This is a genomic window from Bacillus sp. BR3(2024) (assembly GCF_039134555.1).
Classification (GTDB): Bacteria; Bacillota; Bacilli; order Bacillales; family Bacillaceae_G; genus Bacillus_A; species Bacillus_A cereus.
The window spans coordinates 209,397-227,843 of record NZ_CP152438.1 but is presented as its reverse complement, the minus strand read 5'-3'; the positions used below and the strand labels follow the sequence as shown (position 1 = coordinate 227,843).

Below are 18,447 nucleotides of genomic sequence, written 5' to 3'. Positions count from 1 at the left end.
TTTTAGGGGGTAAAATAACCAGACTAAAGACAGCAAATTTATCCCTTAATTAAAATATAATGATGTATTATTTCGATAATCATAAACTTAATTTGAGAAAGTATAGTTGATCTTTAACTATTAATTTTAATAACCTAAAAATACCTTTTTTGTAAAATTAGTTTTCACGAGCCAAATATTATCACGACTTAAATATTATATCAATATTAATTTTCTAACTCTTTAGAAATAAATTAAAAAAATAAAAAATCTATTTTCTTGTTAAATAAGTGGCTAAAAACACTCTATTTATAAGCTTTTCACTATTTCTAATCGAACTAAAGCTTAAAATTTAATATAAATATATATATAGGAAGAGTAAAAATATAATTTACCGAAAAAATTTTATTTTTAAAATTTTTGTTTGTTTTTTGTTTGTATTATGCCTATAATGAGAGAGCACCATAACTTTATTAACATTTTTTTACATTACCCCCTTTAAATTGATAGTTAGAGAACTTATAATTGGAGGCACTATATGTATACAAAAATATTAAATGAAAAACTAGTAGAACTGAAAAAAAGTGGGCAATATCGTGAGTTTGTTACATTAAATCGAATTCGTGGGCAATATCCTTTAGCTAAATTAAATGGATCAGAAGATAGTCAGCCTGTAGTTGTTTGGTGCAGTAATGATTACTTAGGAATGTCACAACATCCAGTTGTTGTTGAAGCCATGCATAACGCAATCAATTTATATGGTGCGGGATCAGGTGGTTCTAGAAATATTGGTGGTACACATTACCAATATGAGGAATTGGAGTCATCATTAGCTGAATGGCATGGTAAAGAATCTGCACTTGTATTCCCGACAGGATATGGATCAAATGATGCAACACTTCAGTGTTTACTACGTTTATTTGAAGATTGTATTGTTTTTTCCGATGAACTTAATCATGCATCTATAATTAATGGGATACGTAGTACGAAGGTAGAGCGTACAATATTTAAACATAATGATACAAAACATTTAGAGCAATTACTTGCATCACAACCATATAGCCGGCCAAAAGTAATTGTTTTTGAGTCAGTTTATTCTATGGATGGTGACATTGCACCAATTGAAGAAATTGTTAAACTTGCTAAGAAGTATAACGCTTTAACATTCCTTGATGAAGTTCATGCAATTGGTATGTATGGACCTAGAGGAGCAGGGATAGCTGCTGATCTAGGTATTGCAGATTCAGTTGATATTATTCAAGGAACTATGGCTAAGGGAATTGGTGTTATCGGAGGCTATATTACGGGTTCGGGACCAATGATTGATGCAATCCGATCTTTTGCCTCAGGTTTTATATTTACGACTTCACTACCACCATCTATAGTAGCGGCATGTTATACAAGTGTTGAGCACTTAAAGGTTTCTAACGTAGAAAGAGATGGTTTACATAAAAAAACAGAAATGTTAAGAAAATCTTTTGAAAGAGCGGGAATTCCAATTATGAATTCAAGCGAGACACATATATTACCAGTTTTAATTGGTGATGCAACAAAGTGTAAAGCTGCTGCACGTCAGTTACTTGAGAAACATAATGTTTATTTACAACCAATTAATTCACCAACTGTACCAATTGGGACTGAGAGATTTAGGGTAAACATTACTCCAAATCACACTGAAGAACAGATAATACAATTAACAAATGCATTGACTGAGGTATTTATTGCATTCGATATACCTTTCTTGAAGGAAGAACAAGTAATAGTATAATATCTATATATAAAATTATTTTGATTGTAAATCAAATGATATTTTAGGATATTAAAATTACATGTAGTTTACTACTTGAAATACCCCATATTTATATGGGGTATTTTAAGTGAGGGGGAGTTAATTATGGAGAGTTGTCCTATGTTCGATCTTGTAAAAACTAATAATTTATCACCTGAAATTTTAGGAACTGAAATGGGTAAGTTAGTTAGAGAGTTATTTATTTTAAGACCAGAACAAGTGAATATTTCAGTCTATGGAAGCTTTAAACACGTTACAAATAAATATGAATTGCAAATAGCGTTTTTGAAAGGGATATTTAATCTTACAGAAAAAAGTATGTTAGAACAAGATCCTTTTAGGATTGGTAATAGCACTGGAATTAAATTTGTAGAAGAATTTGCAAAAACACCTTATTCTTATACTGCAAAAATTTCTTTGTTTAATGAAAAAGAAAGTATAGAAGTTGTTACATATAAAAATGATATAGGAAAATTACTTATTTCAGAAATTAATGGGTTTAATTTTAACATATCAGAAAATAATCCAACTATTTTAGTGAGGAATAAAAATAGTTGTAAATTTCTCGCTTTTATAACATCCTTATGCAGTGATTATGAAATTAATATTATAAAAATTCAAAGTTCTCCTCAAAAGATAAATAATATTATGGTCATTGAATTAGATAAGTTACCATCGCTTAAAGTAATTGAGAGGATTAATAATAATCCTTATGTATATAAGACTATAATTATAAATTGAACTTACTTACAAAATATATCTTAAATAACTAATAAGTTATCCTTCCTATGATTCTAATGAAGAAATTCAATTCCATAGTGATGGTACAGAAAGTGAAAATGGAAAAATTATTTTTTATCTATGGAATTTTAGAGAGGGTAGAACAAGTACAGAAGCCAATCCTAGCTATGGATATGGAGAAAAAAGAACATATAATGTAGAACTAACAGTTAAAGATAGTAGAGGAAAAGAAAGTAAAGAACAAATAAAAGTTACTGTAAAAAAGACTCGCAAACAGGTGGATTGCTTGAAGAAGAGAAGATACTCAGGTTTAATAAGCTTGTAAAAGGAAATATGATTAATCCTGATCAAACAGATGTTTATAAGTTTGATGTTACAGTTCCAAAAGAAGTAGATATCTCCGTGGTAAATAAAATATTGGAATGACATGGGTGTTTTATCATGAATAAGACATGCAAAATTACTTAGCTTGTAGTGGCTTTAAGGAATCTAATGATACTATATTATCCATATTAAAAAGGTATTCTCCTAATAAATTGATATGTTTCCTCTAAAGGTGACTATAGATAGCTATCGAAAGGGAACAAATAATGATTTCTTATCATTAGAATTATAGGAAATGAAATAAGACCGCTCCTAATTTATAGGAACGGTTATAAATTTATCATGTGCTGGAGGTCAATCCGAATGGCATGGACTACCGTCTCTAAACAGTATGGACATGAAATTTGACGAGTATACATAAGAATAGTGGAAGCCGTAACGGATTATTAGTTCGTGGTACTGAAAGTGTAATTGATCAAATGAAATATAAAATCGCATAAGAGTTTGATATACAACTTGGTGCAGACGCAACCGCTCGTCCAAACAGACTGTTGGTGGTGAAATTACAAAACGTCTAATAGCAATGGCTGAGGAACAACTTGTCGGTCGATTCACTCGCTAATTATATAGTGTATGGATTAGAAGGAGAGGTTATAATCTCTCCTTTTTTAATGTGAAAAATTTATGCTCAAATTGTTTTCAAGGAATTTTAAGCAAAAGTACAAACTACTCTTCTAGATAGAAAGAGCTGAGCTAATAGTTAGGGATTCATCATTTTGATGAGGACATACTTAATAATAAAAAGCTAACTGCCATAAGAACATTACATAAATAGTAGTTTTTAAAAATTATTCAATTTTATTTTCAAATCTGTACAGTCTTTTCTTTCATCATACTCAATGTAAGCTATGTGACCATCGGGGCGAATTAAAATGACATCAATATTTTTTAATTGATAATCCTGTATTTCTCCTACAACCACCTTTGTGTGCGAATCAATGTTTATTTTATCTATTTCTTCTTTATAAGAAGGATGTATTAATAAAATATATTTACCATCTTGCATCAATTCAAAGAGTTTATAAGTTTTCTTATTTTGAGAAGAAATAGTAAGATTTGTACATCTTTTCCCTATTAATGGATGCTTTTCTTTCGTATGCATAGAGGAATATATAACCCCTAAGCCACTTACTCTTTCAGCTAAATCTTTATTCATCTCTGGGTATGTGAGTAAATGCGAGAATAACTCTCTTAATTCTATACCTGCATTTGAAAAGTTTATCATTAATTGTTCTTGTGCTTGTACATCCTTTAAAAATTGTTTTCCCACAGCATGTCGTTCAAAATGATAACTTTCTAATAGGCTTTCATATTTTTTTTGTTTTATAGCGAGTCCCAATTTCCATCCTAAATTAAAAGCATCTTGTAAACCTATATTCAAACCTTGTCCTCCTGCAGGGAAATGAATATGCGCTGCATCACCTGCCAAGAATACACGCTTATGTTGATAAGTATTTGCTAGTTTGGTTGCATTTCCAAAACGAGAAAGCCATATTGAGCTTTTAATTTGAACATGTTCACCTGTAATACTATAAATACTATCGATAAGCTCTTTTTCTGTGACAGCAACATGAACAGGTATTGTCTGATTCTTAGGATCTACAATTGCAAAACGAAATACATTAGGTGCAATAGGTACCATTATTATTAACCCATTTATATTAGATGTAGAAAAAAATGGGTTATCTGGTACATCTTCTAAAATGACATCGCCTAATATAGCTGTAGTTGTTGTATCTGTTCCATTAAAAGGTATATGTGATAACTCACGAACTACACTTCTTGCGCCATCAGCGCCTACTACATATGGAACTTCTATTTTATTTATCGTTTCTGCTTGTTCTATTTCTAGTTGTACGAATGTTTCATGCTGTTTTAAATCTTTTAATGTATAACCACGTTTAATATCTACACCTAATTCTAACGCACGCTCTTCTAATATTTCTTCTGTAATAGATTGGGGAATAAAAAGCGTATATGGAAAATCAGTATCTAAATTTTTAAAGTTTAATCTTGTATCTAGGGCAGCAAAATGGCTTGTATCTGATTTCTTCCCTCTAGATAAAAATCGATTTTCAATACCTCTCATAGCCATTAATTCTAAGGAGCGGGGGTGAAGTGTGAGTGCTCTAGAATTTCTTATCCGATTTAATCTTCTCTCTACAACGACAACTTTTACACCTTGAATAGCTAATTCACATGCTGTCATAAGTCCAACCGGACCACTGCCAACTACCGCTACATCATAATAATTTTCCATGTCATGCCCTCCATTTTTTTATTTAATTAAGAGCTAATACAAGAATTTGCACAATGGATTTGTAAACGATATCTATTGTGCAAATATAATTATACTCTATTTTAGTTTCCTCGGAAACTAAAATGAGATAACTTGAGATTTTCCCCATATCAAACATTCGATATGAAGGTTAATTGAATTCAATATGAGAAAGATAATAGGGTAATCTATTTTGAATTATTTAATGGAAGGGGTACGAGATTGAGATGAATAATTCATATAATGAAAAGTCACATACATTGATTAAACAATTATTTAACAAGTTTTCACCAAAAGCTCCTGGCTTTGCATATATTGCTAGTGTTGATAGCGGGGTAACTTATAAAGGTACGGTTGGCTTAGCTTCTATAGAGAAAAATTTACCTATAACTACAAAAAAATATTTTTAATATTGCCTCAGTTTCTAAACAATTCATTGCATTTTCTATATTACTCTTAGAACAAGAGGGAAGATTGAGTTTAGATGATTCAATTGTAAGGTTCGTCCCTTTTATAGGAACATATGCTGAACCTGTAACATTGAAACATCTAATTCATCATACTGGTGGACTAGTTGATTATATGGCATTAGCTGAATCAGTAAATATTAAATTTACTGATTCATTAACTGTGAAAGAATCGCTAAACCACCTTAATAGTCAACAAATTGCAAGGTTCGCAGCTGGTACAAAATTTGAGTATAGCAATACAGGATATTTTTTATTATCACAAGTGGTAGAGAAGGTAAGCGGCAAGTCTCTACGTCAGTTTACAAAGGATCGTATTTTTGATCCTTTACATATGAGAGACACAACAATTATAGATTACTACCCAACTACTGTACCAATTACTAGTGGGTATTCGAAGAATGAGCAAGGATCATATAAAATCTATGAAAGTCCTTGGGAACATACAGGTGATGGGGCACTACATGCAACAGTTGAAGACCTGGTAAAGTGGGGAGAAAATCTAACTACAGGTACTTAACAAAAACGCTATTTTATAAAAAAAGAACCCGCTAACTGCAACGAGTTCTAAAAAAGAGTTTAACTCTGTGTGAGTGCTTCTTTTCTATAATTGTACAGGCCAGATATTGATCCCAAAAGAAGTGAGATGGAGATTATCATGATGAGATACTGTCTGGAATAGATAGTATTTGTAGGCATCCACAGAATAAAGAGGGCTAAAAAGACAAGTAGTGAAGTACACATTGTATAAGAGATTTGGAGCTTGATTCTAAGTCTTTCTGTGTCGTTGGTACCTATTTTCTTAAATGTTATAGAGAATAAGATGACAGATGCTAGAGTAAGAAAGGTTGTTATACCTACAAATAAATTAAAATGAAGAATGTCACTAGATAACCATGATTCTAACCATTGAAAAATAACCATTTTATCATCCTTTCTTAAATGTCTAAATGATAAATGTTGTTAATCTATGTATATATTAACATATTGTGGGTTTTGAGAGAGAGTATAACAAAAACTTCACTTTGTAGAAAAGGATGTGCAGATTGAAACCTGAAGAAGTTAATCAGCTTATCATTGATTTAGAATGTAGAAAATCTAGGTAAAACGGATCCAAAATGGTCTTTCAAGAATCCATAGCGAGGAATATAGAGAGGGTGTTAATAAACAAATAGGCATTTTAGACCATGTACTTATGAAATTGAATTGGATTGTGAGGGACGAAAGAAATTAGCATAAAAATTTCATTTTGTATAAAAGGGGAATGGATTGATATGTACGATAAAGAGAAAGTATACGATGAGGAAATTGCACCTTTATTGTAACGAATCCTAAAAATATGTAAACGAGAAGATCTTCCTATGGTCGCGCAGTTTTATTTATCTGAAGAGTCTCCATATAGCGACTCAGTTCAACCGTTATATTGTTCGTCAGTAATTATCCCAGGTGAACGTAATGAAAAAGAAGGAATTCAGCAATTAAAATCAATCTCTAAAATTATGAAATACGGAACCAATGGGCCGCCAGTGGTAATGACAGCAATGATTTGAAAATAAAAGATCAGCTAGCAAAAGCTAACTGATCTTATAAGGAAATCGGAGAAAGATAACCATGTGTCTACATTATTGACGAGATATTGAGTTTTAAACACAAAGAATGACGTTTAACTTAATGCATAGCCAACGATTAAAGTTAGTGTTAAAAACACTGATAATAAAAGTGTTAGTAGAACTGTCGCTATGCTTCTAAGCATAGCAACCCAATTATCTATTTTAGAAAAGCCTTTCATACCAGCAAAAAAAGTTCCTATTGTTAAAACTAGTAAAAAAAATAAAGGATGGACAGGTAGCGAATTCATAATAAACAATTTCGTTTCAGATGAGGCTATCGAACCCATTTCAAGATATAAGAGGAATAAACCAATGCAAATAAAAGAAAAAATAAAGGACCATAGATTGATGTTATGTTTCATTGCTTTCTCCTATATAATTAAAATATTTACATTTGATTTTACTGGAAAATTAAAGAAAAAGATAGCGATTATAAATCGAAATAAATTTTTTAACAAAATAATCCTTTTCTAATAAAAGGTTACTAAAATATGAGAAAATGATATAATAATCCAAATTAAACATTTAGTCCTACTGGAAGAACCAGCGGACATCGAACTATAAGAGCATTAGTGATATTGCTCTGTAGTTTGGTGTCCGCTATTTTGTTTTTATTAACAAAATATATAAGGGGTATTTTTATATATGGTGCAATTAACTTTTTCACCTAAAATTGATCGCAAAGCAACGCAGACTCGTTTAGAAGAGTTTCTTGAAAATGTTCCTATTTATAGACAACTTGGGATGCTTAGACATGAGATGAAGGTTACAGCATCTAGCGAGGTAAGATATCACGGTCCAACAAATATAGTAGGGAAGCCAGCTGAAGATATTGCTTTAGCAAATGTTGTATGAGTGAAAGAGAAGTGAAACTACAACGTTTATCTTTTCAAATTGATAAGGCATTAAGTCGTTTTAGTAAAAACCAAAGGGATATTATTGTAAAACGATATTTAGAAGATGAAGAAGTCTTTGATTACATGGTTTATAACAAAATTGGTATGAGTGAGCGTACGTATAGACGAAATAAATCTAATTATAATTTGTATCAAAACTCTGTTTCAAGTGTGAACTCTGATTGCCAGTATTACCAAAATGATATGTCGACTGTTGAACAGGATTACCATCTATATTCAAATCCTGGTACTAAATATAAAGATGAACGATCTACAAGAAGAGAAATTCAGTTATCACCTGGTTCAGCGTCACAAACCGACCTTGGAAATGGTTTTATATCATTTAGATGGACAGGCTATGATATTAATACAGACGAATATCTTGTTGCTTTTTTAAATGCGCCTGGAATGAAAGTTATAAATGGAGGATGGGCACCAAAGGATTACGCTCCTTTCTATGCAATGGAGAGTTTTCCTAGAAGAATAGATCAATGGGTAATTACTACGTTTAATTCAACGCCAGGAACAGGGAGCCCAAGACCAATTTAATTTTATTTAATTGCAAAAGCTTAAGGATATTAATTTCTGTAATTAAGTGTAGGATAGTATGCATTGGTGTAGTTTGAAAAGGTTACATGTAATTAATATGTGCTGTTAGTCTGAAAGAGTAAAACACCAAGAGTTGACATTAAAAGACATAGATCACAATTTAATAAAAAAGAATGAAGATACGTCTAAAGTATATCTAAGCATCCATAATTGGGTGCTTTATATTTTGGAGAAAATTAAGAGAGGAATGAGGATAATTGGAAAGTGTATTAAACGGTAAGATTGCTGCACACGGTCTTATACCTATTGATAAAAAAGCATATATCAAATACATTAAACCTCATGAGAAAGCGTACAAGAAGTCTGGGATTGATGTTAATTAATTCAAATATTATAAGTTATATGAACAGAAGCCGATGTTTTATTCTGTAGAATATCTCACACAAACGCCAATAAAAGATTTATTGGAAAGAGATAGAGGGAATCGAATACGCTGTGTAAAGACAGATGAATGAATATAAAACTAAACAACAGAAGCGTAAGTTCTATGACAGTGGTGACGGGAATAGTATACGTGAACAAGTAAAGAAATGTGACAACTATGAATATCCAGAATGTAAACGTAATGGTCGGGTTCGTTTTGATACGAATGAGTACAATGAGAGTGCCCAGTGTAAGAAGATACAACTAGTTGTTCATCATATCAAAGAGCTTGCACTTGATATAGATAATCTCGAAACAATCTGTGTGGATCGCCATAATAAAGAACACGGTAGAATATTTAAAAAGAAAATCAACAAATGGGAACACGATGAAAATTGGTAAAAATGATGAATTAAACCAAGTAATCGAAACATCTTGGCAAGAATTAAAGAAAGCCTGGTCAATGATAAAAACGGTGAAAGGTTCTAAGTACATTGAAGCTTCAGCTTCGCAAGCTAAAAAACTGAAAATAATTTTAGTCAGCTTTTTAATTACTATAATCTAGTATCTGTCTAAAAATGTTAGTTTTCTGAATTTTCAATAAAAATGATTAAATTATACCAACTTAATGATAATGATTAAAGAGACTACTATAGAACCCAAACATTAATAGAAGAAAGACATATACAGGTACTATGAGTTTGAAAATTTCATAAACTCTAAAATCTTATAAAAAGAGGAGCATAAAACATGAGCGAACAATGTCCAATTAATGTACCATGTCAGGTAGAAGGACAAACCCAAACACCATTAAGTGATGAGACTGCAACACCAATTGTTACTCCAGGAGCACCCATTGTAAAGATTCCAGTTGTATTAGCTGAAAGAACACTTCAAATTGTTGTAGAGTCCGATATTTCATTAGATCCTCCAGCAGTCGAAATTAAACGCATCTTAAAAAACGTATTTTTAACACAATGTAAGTTAGTGCCTGTAGCATTCGTACCAGTACCAGGTACACCTTACCGACGAGTTACAAGAGCAAAATTATTTGTACAAGGCTATATTCGTAAAAATATTGAATATGCAAATAACGAATGTAATGGAGTTCTATATGATCGTATTGCAAATGTTCCATTTTCTGGTTTTGCAGATCTGACAGAAGGTGATTTTCTATCATTAGCTTTAGTAGCTTCTTCTTCGGACACTACTTCTCATTTTATAAATCCTAAAAACGGTGATTTACCACGTCTAGACAAATATTTCTTTGAAAATGCAGTTTTTTATAACGAACAACCATATTGTGAATTAGTAAGCGCTCAATTTTTTGAATTAGACTTTTCACCTTGTTCTACAGACCTAAACGAACCATTTGATACGCTTCGTGAAAAAATTGTACTAGATCTTACTTTAAAAGTTTTACAAGTACAACAAGTACAAGTAGCACTATAAAAATAAAAAGAAATTGTCTTTTTAATAAAGACAATTTCTTTTTATTTTTATACAACATATATAATGATGAAATGGTCACATACAAAAAAACAAATTTTTTGAATTTCATCAGACGGGGGGATGGTGATGAAAAATCCATGGATTGGTAAGGGAATATGGGATGAAATTTACAAGTATAAAAACCTGAATATACAAGATAATTTACACGAAAAAAGAGGTGAAAAAGAAGAAGTACCACCTGAATTAAAGGAAGAAGATGTAGCATCAAAATTAGAGAAAGAAGGTCAAGCGTCTGGATCACAAATAGGGCCTTTAATACGCTCACTGGTGGTCAAAACTCCATTTTCTATTTTTTCAGAAGTAACTAGTTTTAAAATATTTCCAAAAATAAATGTAAAAAATCAAGAAGCATTTGTATTTAGGAATGAAAAAGGTGTAGAAGGGCGTGAATTAGATTGTAAGTTATTAAATACAGTGCAACAATATCATTCGGATAGTTATTGTAAATTAGTTTCTTTAAATCTTCATGAGAAGAGAGTTCATTTTGAATTATATAACAAAAAAAATAAAGGGAATAAAGAAGAGAATAAGGTAGAGGCATCTTCATGGATTCCTATTCACAGTATAATATTAGAGAGTGAAAATGGGGAAGACGTAAATAATTTTATTACAGCGAAACTACCAATAGAAATAGGAAGATATAAAGGTGAAATTAGTTTACGAGAAAAGGTTGTATTTAAAGAAAAAGTCATAGGAATAAAAGAGGTTGAACAGGAGATTATTTTGACAAAAAACGAATTTTTAATACCAAAGGTAAAAAAGAATGGGCAAAATACACTTACAGTTGAAAAAGGGAGCTTATTGGTAGAAGGGTATATATATCAATGTATTCAATACATATCAGAACAAAGTACACTTCATGATAATGAGCATCAGTTAATACAAAATATTGTATTGGAGTTAATCATTCAAGTAATACAAGAACAAGAAGTACAAGTGCGAATTAAATAAAAATAATTATATTCCCTCGATTAGCTGATTATTTTTATTCGTAGTGTATCGATGGGGATTCTTTTGTAAATCATTCAGTGCTGCAAACTAATTGTTAAATGGTTTATCCTTGATAAATTCAATTTTACTTTGTTACTAAATAGTATGAATCTCCTCTGGTTTATGTTTTAAAAAAAGTGTTAACGTACAACATATTGAGAATAAACGAGTATTTAGTTTTATTATGAGTATTAAAGTAACCAACAATTGTAGTAATCTAAAATTTTCATTTATAATCCACAAGAGAGAGTCTTTATATACCAATTATAGAAGGATTCAAATTATGTATTTTTTACATAATAAAATCAAATTTAAAACGAATAATAAATAGCTTTTAAAGCTAACGTAAGTATGTAAAAAAATAAAAGTTCAACAATGCAAAATTGCTGAACTTTTATTCCTTATTCTTTCCTATTCTGCCTAAACTATCTTTAATAGTTGTTTCCCCAAGTTGTGTATATAGCAAAGCTGTATCTTGACTCGTATGTCCAAGTTGCTGCATGACTTGTAATGAGTCTTTCTCTTCCATATATAATTTATTTGCCAATGTATGTCTTAATTTATGAGGAGACATTCTTTTTCCATAAGCTTTAGTATATTTTTCTACTATATCTTGGATAGCCCTAACTGAAAGAGGCTGTGCAGTATGTTTATATTTTGATAGAAACACATTTTTCAATTCTTTCCCTGGAGCATATTTGTTATCTCGAATTTCCATATATTTTTCAAGATCATTTAATGCAATTGGGGTAATCCATACAGAATCTTCTTTGTTTCCTTTTCGTATTACATCAATGAGTCTTTCTTTTAAGTTTATATCTTCCATACGAAGATCCGCCAATTCACTTACACGAATGCCACTGCCAAGAAAAAGCGAGAGGATTGCTACGTCGCGATCTTTATCTCTTAGGAAATAGAACAACTGATGTTTTGTTAAAGATTTTTCGTGCTCATACTTAACGTAATTTAAAAACTCTTGATCATCATTATTATGAAATATTTTAGATCTCATACGTTTTGCACGAGCATTTAATGTTTCTTTATCTTTATGTATTTCGATTTTAGCCATTACATTTCTATAAAAATAACATTCTCCATCTTCATTCTCTGATAGGGAGGTAAGGTATTTAAATAAGGATTTTAAGGCTGAAATTTTCCTGTTAACAGAAGAATTCTGCATGTTCTGTTGTAGTTTTAGAAATCTCATAAAGTTCTCAACATCTTTTTTCTTTAAATTCTCCAAATCAGCGAAGGATATGTCTTTAATGGGTTTTAATTCAATAACTTGTTCAGATAATAGCCAATTAAAGAAGACTCTAAAATCATATACATAATTCAGTAGGGTGGAGGGAGAGGCGTCATGCAATTCTTTGTACTCCACAAATTCTTCTATGTAAAAGGGCATTTCGTTTAGATTTTCGTATAATTTTTTACGATGTACGGATTTTTGACGTTGCTTGCTGTAGTCCATAAAAATCACCTCATATATAATATAACAGAAAACAGAATCGAACACAAGTTCGCGTTAAATTCAATTTTTACACAAACTTATTTACATAATTAAATTATGAAATACTAAAATATACACAAAATTGAATGATATAGTGTAGTTAGTCAAATGAAAATTATAGCTAACTAAGTGATAAATTTGTATAAGACCATAAAAATTAGTGTAAAAACTACATATAAATGTAAGTAAAATAAAACAATTTTTTATATAAATTCATACAAAAAATCAATATATGAAAACAGTTCAAAATTCGTTATCTAACATGAATTGGCTAATTTAATCATGATTATGAGGGGTTAATTAGATCAACTTAAGAAAAAATCTTATAAATTAAAATGTAATCTACCATAAAAAATATTAATAACTAACTTAGCAGTTTATGATTTCTATATAAAGCATGAATTATATAGACACATACCAATATACAGAGATTCATGCTATCGAGCTCGAAATCCCTAAATACTGTATTAGATTTTTAATTATATATCTTATTGTTCGTAAAATTGGTATTTCGTGCGAAGTTATAAGTGTTTGTTTTCCCACTTTTATAAAGGTATCATATACCTTACCTTTCATCAGTACAAATATCTTTTAGTTTCAGATACATTCAGCTATACATATTAATATTGATATTGATATTGATTAAATAGTTGCTTATAGGACATAGCCAGTGTATAACATTTTAATACAAAACAGTTAACTTTAACTCCTTAAGACTAAATAGATGGTGTATTTTACAAAATTTAATTGTTGTGATGTCGAAATAGAGCATTTCCTTTAATTCTTTTTATTGTACTTGATTTAGCTGAGCATTCCGCTAAATATTATTTAAATGCAGATTTTAAAATATCACTACTAAATTTCTCTTTCTGTCTCAATGATATAAGTATTCTTTTCATTTTGAGATTTATTCACTTGTTTTTTACAAATATCTATGAGATGTGTTATGTAAACTGGTTAAAAGTATGTTATTGTAAATACCTTTGCCTTTTTTTAAGCAACATTCCTCCCTACTATATTCACTCAGTGTAACCTCATTCTGTGTGCTTTCTGCTTCATGTAAGTGCGAATCAGTACATCTGCATTCGCACTTACATGATATATGCCAATAATTCTTTATTTTTTCAGATTCATATATTCTTCTAGAGTTAGCTTTTCTTGATATATATTGTCAGAGATATCTCCTACATAACGAATATGCCAAGGTTCATATGCATAACCTGTTATACTTTCCTTACCTTTTGGGTAACGAATGATAAACCCTGCACGATGTGCGTTATCTTTCAACCATTTCCCTTCCTTCGTATTGGCAAAGGCTAGCTCTAATTCATTGTTTGCACTTTTAGAAGAAACATCCATAGTTAAGCCTGTTTTATGTTCACTGTGCCCTGGCTTTGCCGAGAAGCGATCCGTATGCTCTTGCCCATTCTTTTTGACATTGCTGGCATACAGGCCTTTTTGATATTCATAGGAACGAAATCCTGAAACAGCATTCAACTGTATACCATCTTGCCTAGCTAAAAGAAATAGTTTTTCTAACGCTTCCGCTGCCTCTTTACGAAGGTGACTCTTTTCTACCGTTCCACTAAATGAGAAGGGTACATTGGGTACAACTAAATCCTCTGGCTTATAGTTTTCGGGTAAACCATATTCCTTATTTACTACAGCCTGTATACTAGCAAAAGAGCTTGCTATCTTACTTGAAGCTCCATTTTGCTTTCTATTTTTTTCATTATTTATGGAGTTTTCACTAGTTTCATGGTTTGTCTTATATGGTTCTTTACCAATAGATATATTAGTGTAAACTATAAAGATACCTAATATTACTACTATACAAGTTAAGGTTCCTACTAATTTAAGTCTCATCATTCATTTCCTTCCTGCAACGCCTACTATTACTCATTCATCATACTGTAACCATGTCATATCCATATTAATTCTTTGTGAACTTTTCTTCATAGCGTATTACTTAATAGATTGATAGTATATCCTCCATTCTGTTGACACCTTTAAAATATCAGTTCTATTCATACATGTAGAAAAATAATTTAAGAATTTGTATAATAAGATATGAAGTGTAGCATTCTATTATAGAAGGGTCTTGGTATAATGCTAGGTATTGATGTAAAAAAAACAAAAGAAGAGTTAATAATTTCATGGCAATTGGCGGAGGTTACGATCCCATTAAGTGATGTGCTTGAGGTTACCGAAGATGCTACCTATGCGGGAGTTGAAGAACCAACTGCAATCCGTATTGGAACAGCATATGGGACAACTGACCGTATATTAATTAGAACTGTAAAACAAAATTATGTATTATTTACTACAAACAAAGTGTCGATTTTAAAAGCTATTTTTGCTTAAATATGGTCATATACATAGACTCAAACAAAGTTTGAATAAAGCAAAGGAGAGAAGTCATAGAATAGACTCCTCTCCTTTGTTTAATTGAAATGAATATTATAATCCATACTCACTTCAGTATAGCTTTTATAACATAAGAACATCTTACTGTTTTGATTCTGGTATTATTAATCAAATTAAGACCAAATCCACACATCATCATTATTTTGAGTGCTATTGTTTACCTCATGCACTTTTTCGATACGTATTCTCTTTCCTTTCATATCACCCACCACTCTCTGTACTAATAGGAAGTAATTTGTATAAATCCTCCTTATGTTAACTAAAATACTTATTGTTTATATTTTTTTATTGTTATATAATATTTCATGTCTTTACTTATATGCGATTAAGATATATCGGAATTAGAAAAAGGGATCTTTCGAGATTCCTTTTTCTATTTAAAATAAAAAAACCAGCGGATTCGCTACCTATCCATATTTCTCGCCTCACAGTGATTCCTTTATATTATTTTATTATATCCTACCCTTTTGGATCTATTTATTTAAATGTATAATTATAATTAACTACTTACATTTTGAATCGAGGTGACAATCATGAGGACTTTTGGTTCATTATTGATCTCTACTATCTGTTCAACAATCCTTTTAGTTTGGAATTCCTTTTCTTTCTATACTGGATTCATAGCAGGACATACATACTACTGGGTTAACGGAATCATAGCCTTGATTTTCCTTCTATTCTTTATCCTAAACATGCGAGATATTAGAAAGAAAAACTACAAAACATTAGGAAAATAGGAGTTGATTCATATGTGGAAAAAGATTAATAATTATAAGTTTCATCTAAAAGATTTGAAATTTATGACTTGGCTATTCCCAATTGTCGGTTTATTATTCGCTTATGAATTCTTCTCTGGCCTAATATTCCATCAGGAGGTTCGTTGGCTCAAGTTAATATGCATAACAATAATGATTATAGGATTTATAGATATTAGAAAAAAGATTAAAAACAAAGATTATAGAGCGGCATGAATTTACAAACACTCTTGAGCTCATTTTCAAATCATGGCATTATAGTTTCGAATCTTACTGAATTAAATCTACATTCAAAATAGTACATTAATAAAATTGTTTTTATTAATGTACAAGCCTACCTGTGGCAATAGTCTCAGGTATTTTTTCGTTCATTGTATTTGTTTGTTTTATTATCTTTCCTTAAAAACAAACAAGACGCCTCCCAAATCACGGCAGCGCCTCCGATAATTGCTATAAGCTTGATCAAACTTATTTATCCTCACATTATTTATTTCTTTGCTTCCATACCCCATTATCTTTACGATAAGTATTCTTGCCATCCATGAAGTCAGCAGTTTTACCCGGAATGCTATATTTCTTATTCTTTTTCTTAGCCTTTTTCTTCAGCCTTTTCTCTTCTTGAATAGCTTGCAAATCCGCCTTCCATTGTTTCAACAAATCCTTTTCATGTCGCATCGAATTTGTACCCCTTGGATTAAAATATGAACCAAATAATTAGATTCTACCTATTTATATAGATATCCTCTAATCCAATGTACCAAGTTATTTTTTCCTTTTTAAATAGAACAACAATATATTAAAATATTCTATATATCCAAGGAGGTTTGTCATGCTCAACTTTCATAAAGAATTACCCCTATTAGGATTCTTTTTGTTTGTATACATTTTTATTGGTATCATCTTTTTATTACTATTCCTTAGTGTATAGTAGATTTTCCTTGGCGTTCATAAAAAACATCGAAATACAGCATTAGGTTCTTTACTTTGTTTATATCATTTAACTAAACTCTTCATAATTTGAATTTCAGCTTCAATTTTGTTTTGTCAACTCATTCCGTTGAGTTATGTATATAAACACCATCAAAGTAAAAATACTCATTACCTTAATAAAACTCTTGAGAACACCTTTCGCAATTTCCAATAGAATTATCGGCTGATGAAACATGATGATTGTCAATTAACACTGGATTCTCAATCATTTCCACATTCCTCCTTAATTTAAGGTAGGAGAAAACATTTGGTATAATATAAGTGCTTTATTATATGTGTTTTCTTCAAACTGTCTTAGGTGAAAAGCAGTTTTTTATTTTTTCGATAGTACTTACTAAGTATTTCTGTTAATATTTAGTTACCGATATGTGTATCAACCGGCCTGTGCTTCTGTACGGGCTTTTTTGATGCTTACACGCTTCGTAATACCCAGGAACCTGCCTATTAGTTGGGGAATTCTACTAGATTCCCGAATATTAAGACAAACAAAAGCCTGCCCTATTAACTCTATAAAGACACCATTACAAACATAATCCCTTTTAGCTTCTATAGATTATCAACTTTTTCATAATATTTATTAGATTTTTTTATATTCATATTTTTGTAACATCTCTATATAAAGTTTTAATATTTTATGTGTTAAACTTAAAACATTCCAAGAAGTCCTTTACTTTTAGAATCGACAATTCTTCAATACCCTTAGTCTTGCCCTGCATCCCCTGCAGGGCTTTTATCATTTAGCTAAAGGTTGGTATAGGTAAACTTTTTGTACGTTTCTTCAACCTTATCTGTGCTGTTATTTACACCTCTAGCTCTTAAATTCTTTATGATCCACAAGTTTTCTTTCGTTCGTATTCATCTCTCTGCTATTTATCCTTTATTTTTCATCCTTAGTAATCCGTTTATTGATGCGTTCCATAACTTTATCCTTAGTTAGATTTTCAATAACAACCTCTATTTTCCTAAAATTCAATCAAATCTTTATAAATTTCTAACGAGTATTAATTGATAGGAATCCCACGGCATAAAATGGAATTTATTCTCAAAAGTTATTAATTATTCTATCTGTCAAACTATTAGTTTATCTCTTCTTCATATTTTAATTGTCTTTTAACCACGATCAAACAAATAAAATACACAAATAGGT

14 protein-coding genes and 6 pseudogenes are annotated in these 18,447 nt (G+C 30.7%); 15 read left to right on the top strand and 5 right to left on the bottom strand.

Going from position 1 to position 18,447, the window contains the following annotated elements:
* Positions 1-517 precede the first annotated feature (517 nt).
* From hemA to V7S45_RS28530, 4 genes and pseudogenes are all read left to right on the top strand, one after another.
* Positions 518-1,747 (top strand): 5-aminolevulinate synthase, encoded by a 1,230-nt coding sequence (gene hemA, locus V7S45_RS28545; protein ID WP_088344706.1) that lies wholly within the window; start codon positions 518-520, stop codon positions 1,745-1,747.
* 126 nt (positions 1,748-1,873) lie between these two features.
* Positions 1,874-2,509: a serine dehydratase gene (locus V7S45_RS28540; RefSeq protein ID WP_088344708.1), complete on the top strand. Its 636-nt coding sequence runs from the start codon at positions 1,874-1,876 to the stop codon at positions 2,507-2,509.
* Between the two features lie 55 nt (positions 2,510-2,564).
* Positions 2,565-2,955 (top strand): annotated as a pseudogene (locus V7S45_RS28535) (PKD domain-containing protein); the annotation flags it as partial.
* Between the two features lie 291 nt (positions 2,956-3,246).
* Positions 3,247-3,455, top strand: a pseudogene (locus V7S45_RS28530) (alpha/beta-type small acid-soluble spore protein).
* Between the two features lie 219 nt (positions 3,456-3,674).
* Here V7S45_RS28530 and V7S45_RS28525 read toward each other — a convergent pair.
* Positions 3,675-5,153, bottom strand: a complete 1,479-nt coding sequence (locus V7S45_RS28525) for an FAD-dependent monooxygenase (RefSeq protein ID WP_342762129.1) — start codon at positions 5,151-5,153, stop codon at positions 3,675-3,677.
* 245 nt (positions 5,154-5,398) lie between these two features.
* Between V7S45_RS28525 and V7S45_RS28520 the strand changes: the two are divergent.
* Together V7S45_RS28520 and V7S45_RS28515 are read left to right on the top strand one after the other, a co-directional pair.
* Positions 5,399-6,155, top strand: a pseudogene (locus V7S45_RS28520) (serine hydrolase domain-containing protein); the annotation flags it as partial.
* Between the two features lie 844 nt (positions 6,156-6,999).
* Complete coding sequence (locus V7S45_RS28515) at positions 7,000-7,188, top strand: hypothetical protein (protein ID WP_088344725.1); 189 nt, start codon at positions 7,000-7,002, stop codon at positions 7,186-7,188.
* A 113-nt stretch (positions 7,189-7,301) separates the two neighbouring features.
* Here V7S45_RS28515 and V7S45_RS28510 read toward each other — a convergent pair whose 3' ends face one another.
* Positions 7,302-7,610, bottom strand: coding sequence for a hypothetical protein (locus V7S45_RS28510; protein WP_080470023.1), 309 nt, complete (start codon positions 7,608-7,610; stop codon positions 7,302-7,304).
* A gap of 283 nt (positions 7,611-7,893) precedes the next feature.
* On the opposite strand from V7S45_RS28510, the pseudogene V7S45_RS28505 reads away from it, so the two are divergent.
* The 6 genes and pseudogenes from V7S45_RS28505 to V7S45_RS28480 form a co-directional block, all read left to right on the top strand.
* Positions 7,894-8,285: pseudogene (locus V7S45_RS28505) on the top strand (ArpU family phage packaging/lysis transcriptional regulator); the annotation flags it as partial.
* A gap of 665 nt (positions 8,286-8,950) precedes the next feature.
* Positions 8,951-9,208 (top strand): annotated as a pseudogene (locus V7S45_RS28500) (hydrolase).
* Positions 9,201-9,518, top strand: a complete 318-nt coding sequence (locus V7S45_RS28495) for a hypothetical protein (RefSeq protein WP_025687812.1) — start codon at positions 9,201-9,203, stop codon at positions 9,516-9,518. The pseudogene V7S45_RS28500 and the gene V7S45_RS28495 overlap by 8 nt, the downstream one beginning before the upstream one ends.
* A 4-nt stretch (positions 9,519-9,522) precedes the next feature.
* Positions 9,523-9,642, top strand: a pseudogene (locus V7S45_RS28490) (head-tail adaptor protein); the annotation flags it as partial.
* A gap of 224 nt (positions 9,643-9,866) precedes the next feature.
* Positions 9,867-10,568 (top strand): CsxC family protein, encoded by a 702-nt coding sequence (locus V7S45_RS28485; RefSeq protein WP_001294996.1) that lies wholly within the window; start codon positions 9,867-9,869, stop codon positions 10,566-10,568.
* Between the two features lie 126 nt (positions 10,569-10,694).
* Positions 10,695-11,579 carry a BC_2427 family protein gene (locus V7S45_RS28480; RefSeq protein WP_025687811.1) on the top strand — a complete coding sequence of 295 codons (885 nt, stop codon included), beginning with the start codon at positions 10,695-10,697 and terminating at the stop codon, positions 11,577-11,579.
* Between the two features lie 433 nt (positions 11,580-12,012).
* On the opposite strand, the gene xerS is transcribed toward V7S45_RS28480, so the two are convergent.
* Both xerS and V7S45_RS28470 read right to left on the bottom strand, forming a co-directional pair.
* Positions 12,013-13,089 (bottom strand): tyrosine recombinase XerS, encoded by a 1,077-nt coding sequence (gene xerS / locus V7S45_RS28475; RefSeq protein WP_000386619.1) that lies wholly within the window; start codon positions 13,087-13,089, stop codon positions 12,013-12,015.
* Between the two features lie 1,155 nt (positions 13,090-14,244).
* Positions 14,245-14,994, bottom strand: a complete 750-nt coding sequence (locus tag V7S45_RS28470) for a M15 family metallopeptidase (protein ID WP_342762166.1) — start codon at positions 14,992-14,994, stop codon at positions 14,245-14,247.
* Positions 14,995-15,237: 243 nt separating this feature from the next.
* Between V7S45_RS28470 and V7S45_RS28465 the strand changes: the two genes are divergently transcribed.
* From V7S45_RS28465 to V7S45_RS28455, 3 genes are all read left to right on the top strand, one after another.
* The gene (locus V7S45_RS28465; RefSeq protein WP_088346602.1) at positions 15,238-15,492 is read left to right on the top strand and encodes a hypothetical protein; all 255 of its coding nucleotides are present in this window, start codon (positions 15,238-15,240) and stop codon (positions 15,490-15,492) included.
* 596 nt (positions 15,493-16,088) lie between these two features.
* Positions 16,089-16,292, top strand: a complete 204-nt coding sequence (locus V7S45_RS28460) for a hypothetical protein (protein ID WP_088346604.1) — start codon at positions 16,089-16,091, stop codon at positions 16,290-16,292.
* Between the two features lie 12 nt (positions 16,293-16,304).
* The gene (locus tag V7S45_RS28455) at positions 16,305-16,526 is read left to right on the top strand and encodes a hypothetical protein (RefSeq protein ID WP_025688918.1); all 222 of its coding nucleotides are present in this window, start codon (positions 16,305-16,307) and stop codon (positions 16,524-16,526) included.
* Between the two features lie 267 nt (positions 16,527-16,793).
* Here V7S45_RS28455 and V7S45_RS28450 read toward each other — a convergent pair whose 3' ends face one another.
* Complete coding sequence (locus V7S45_RS28450; RefSeq protein ID WP_088346606.1) at positions 16,794-16,985, bottom strand: hypothetical protein; 192 nt, start codon at positions 16,983-16,985, stop codon at positions 16,794-16,796.
* Positions 16,986-18,447: the final 1,462 nt, after the last annotated feature.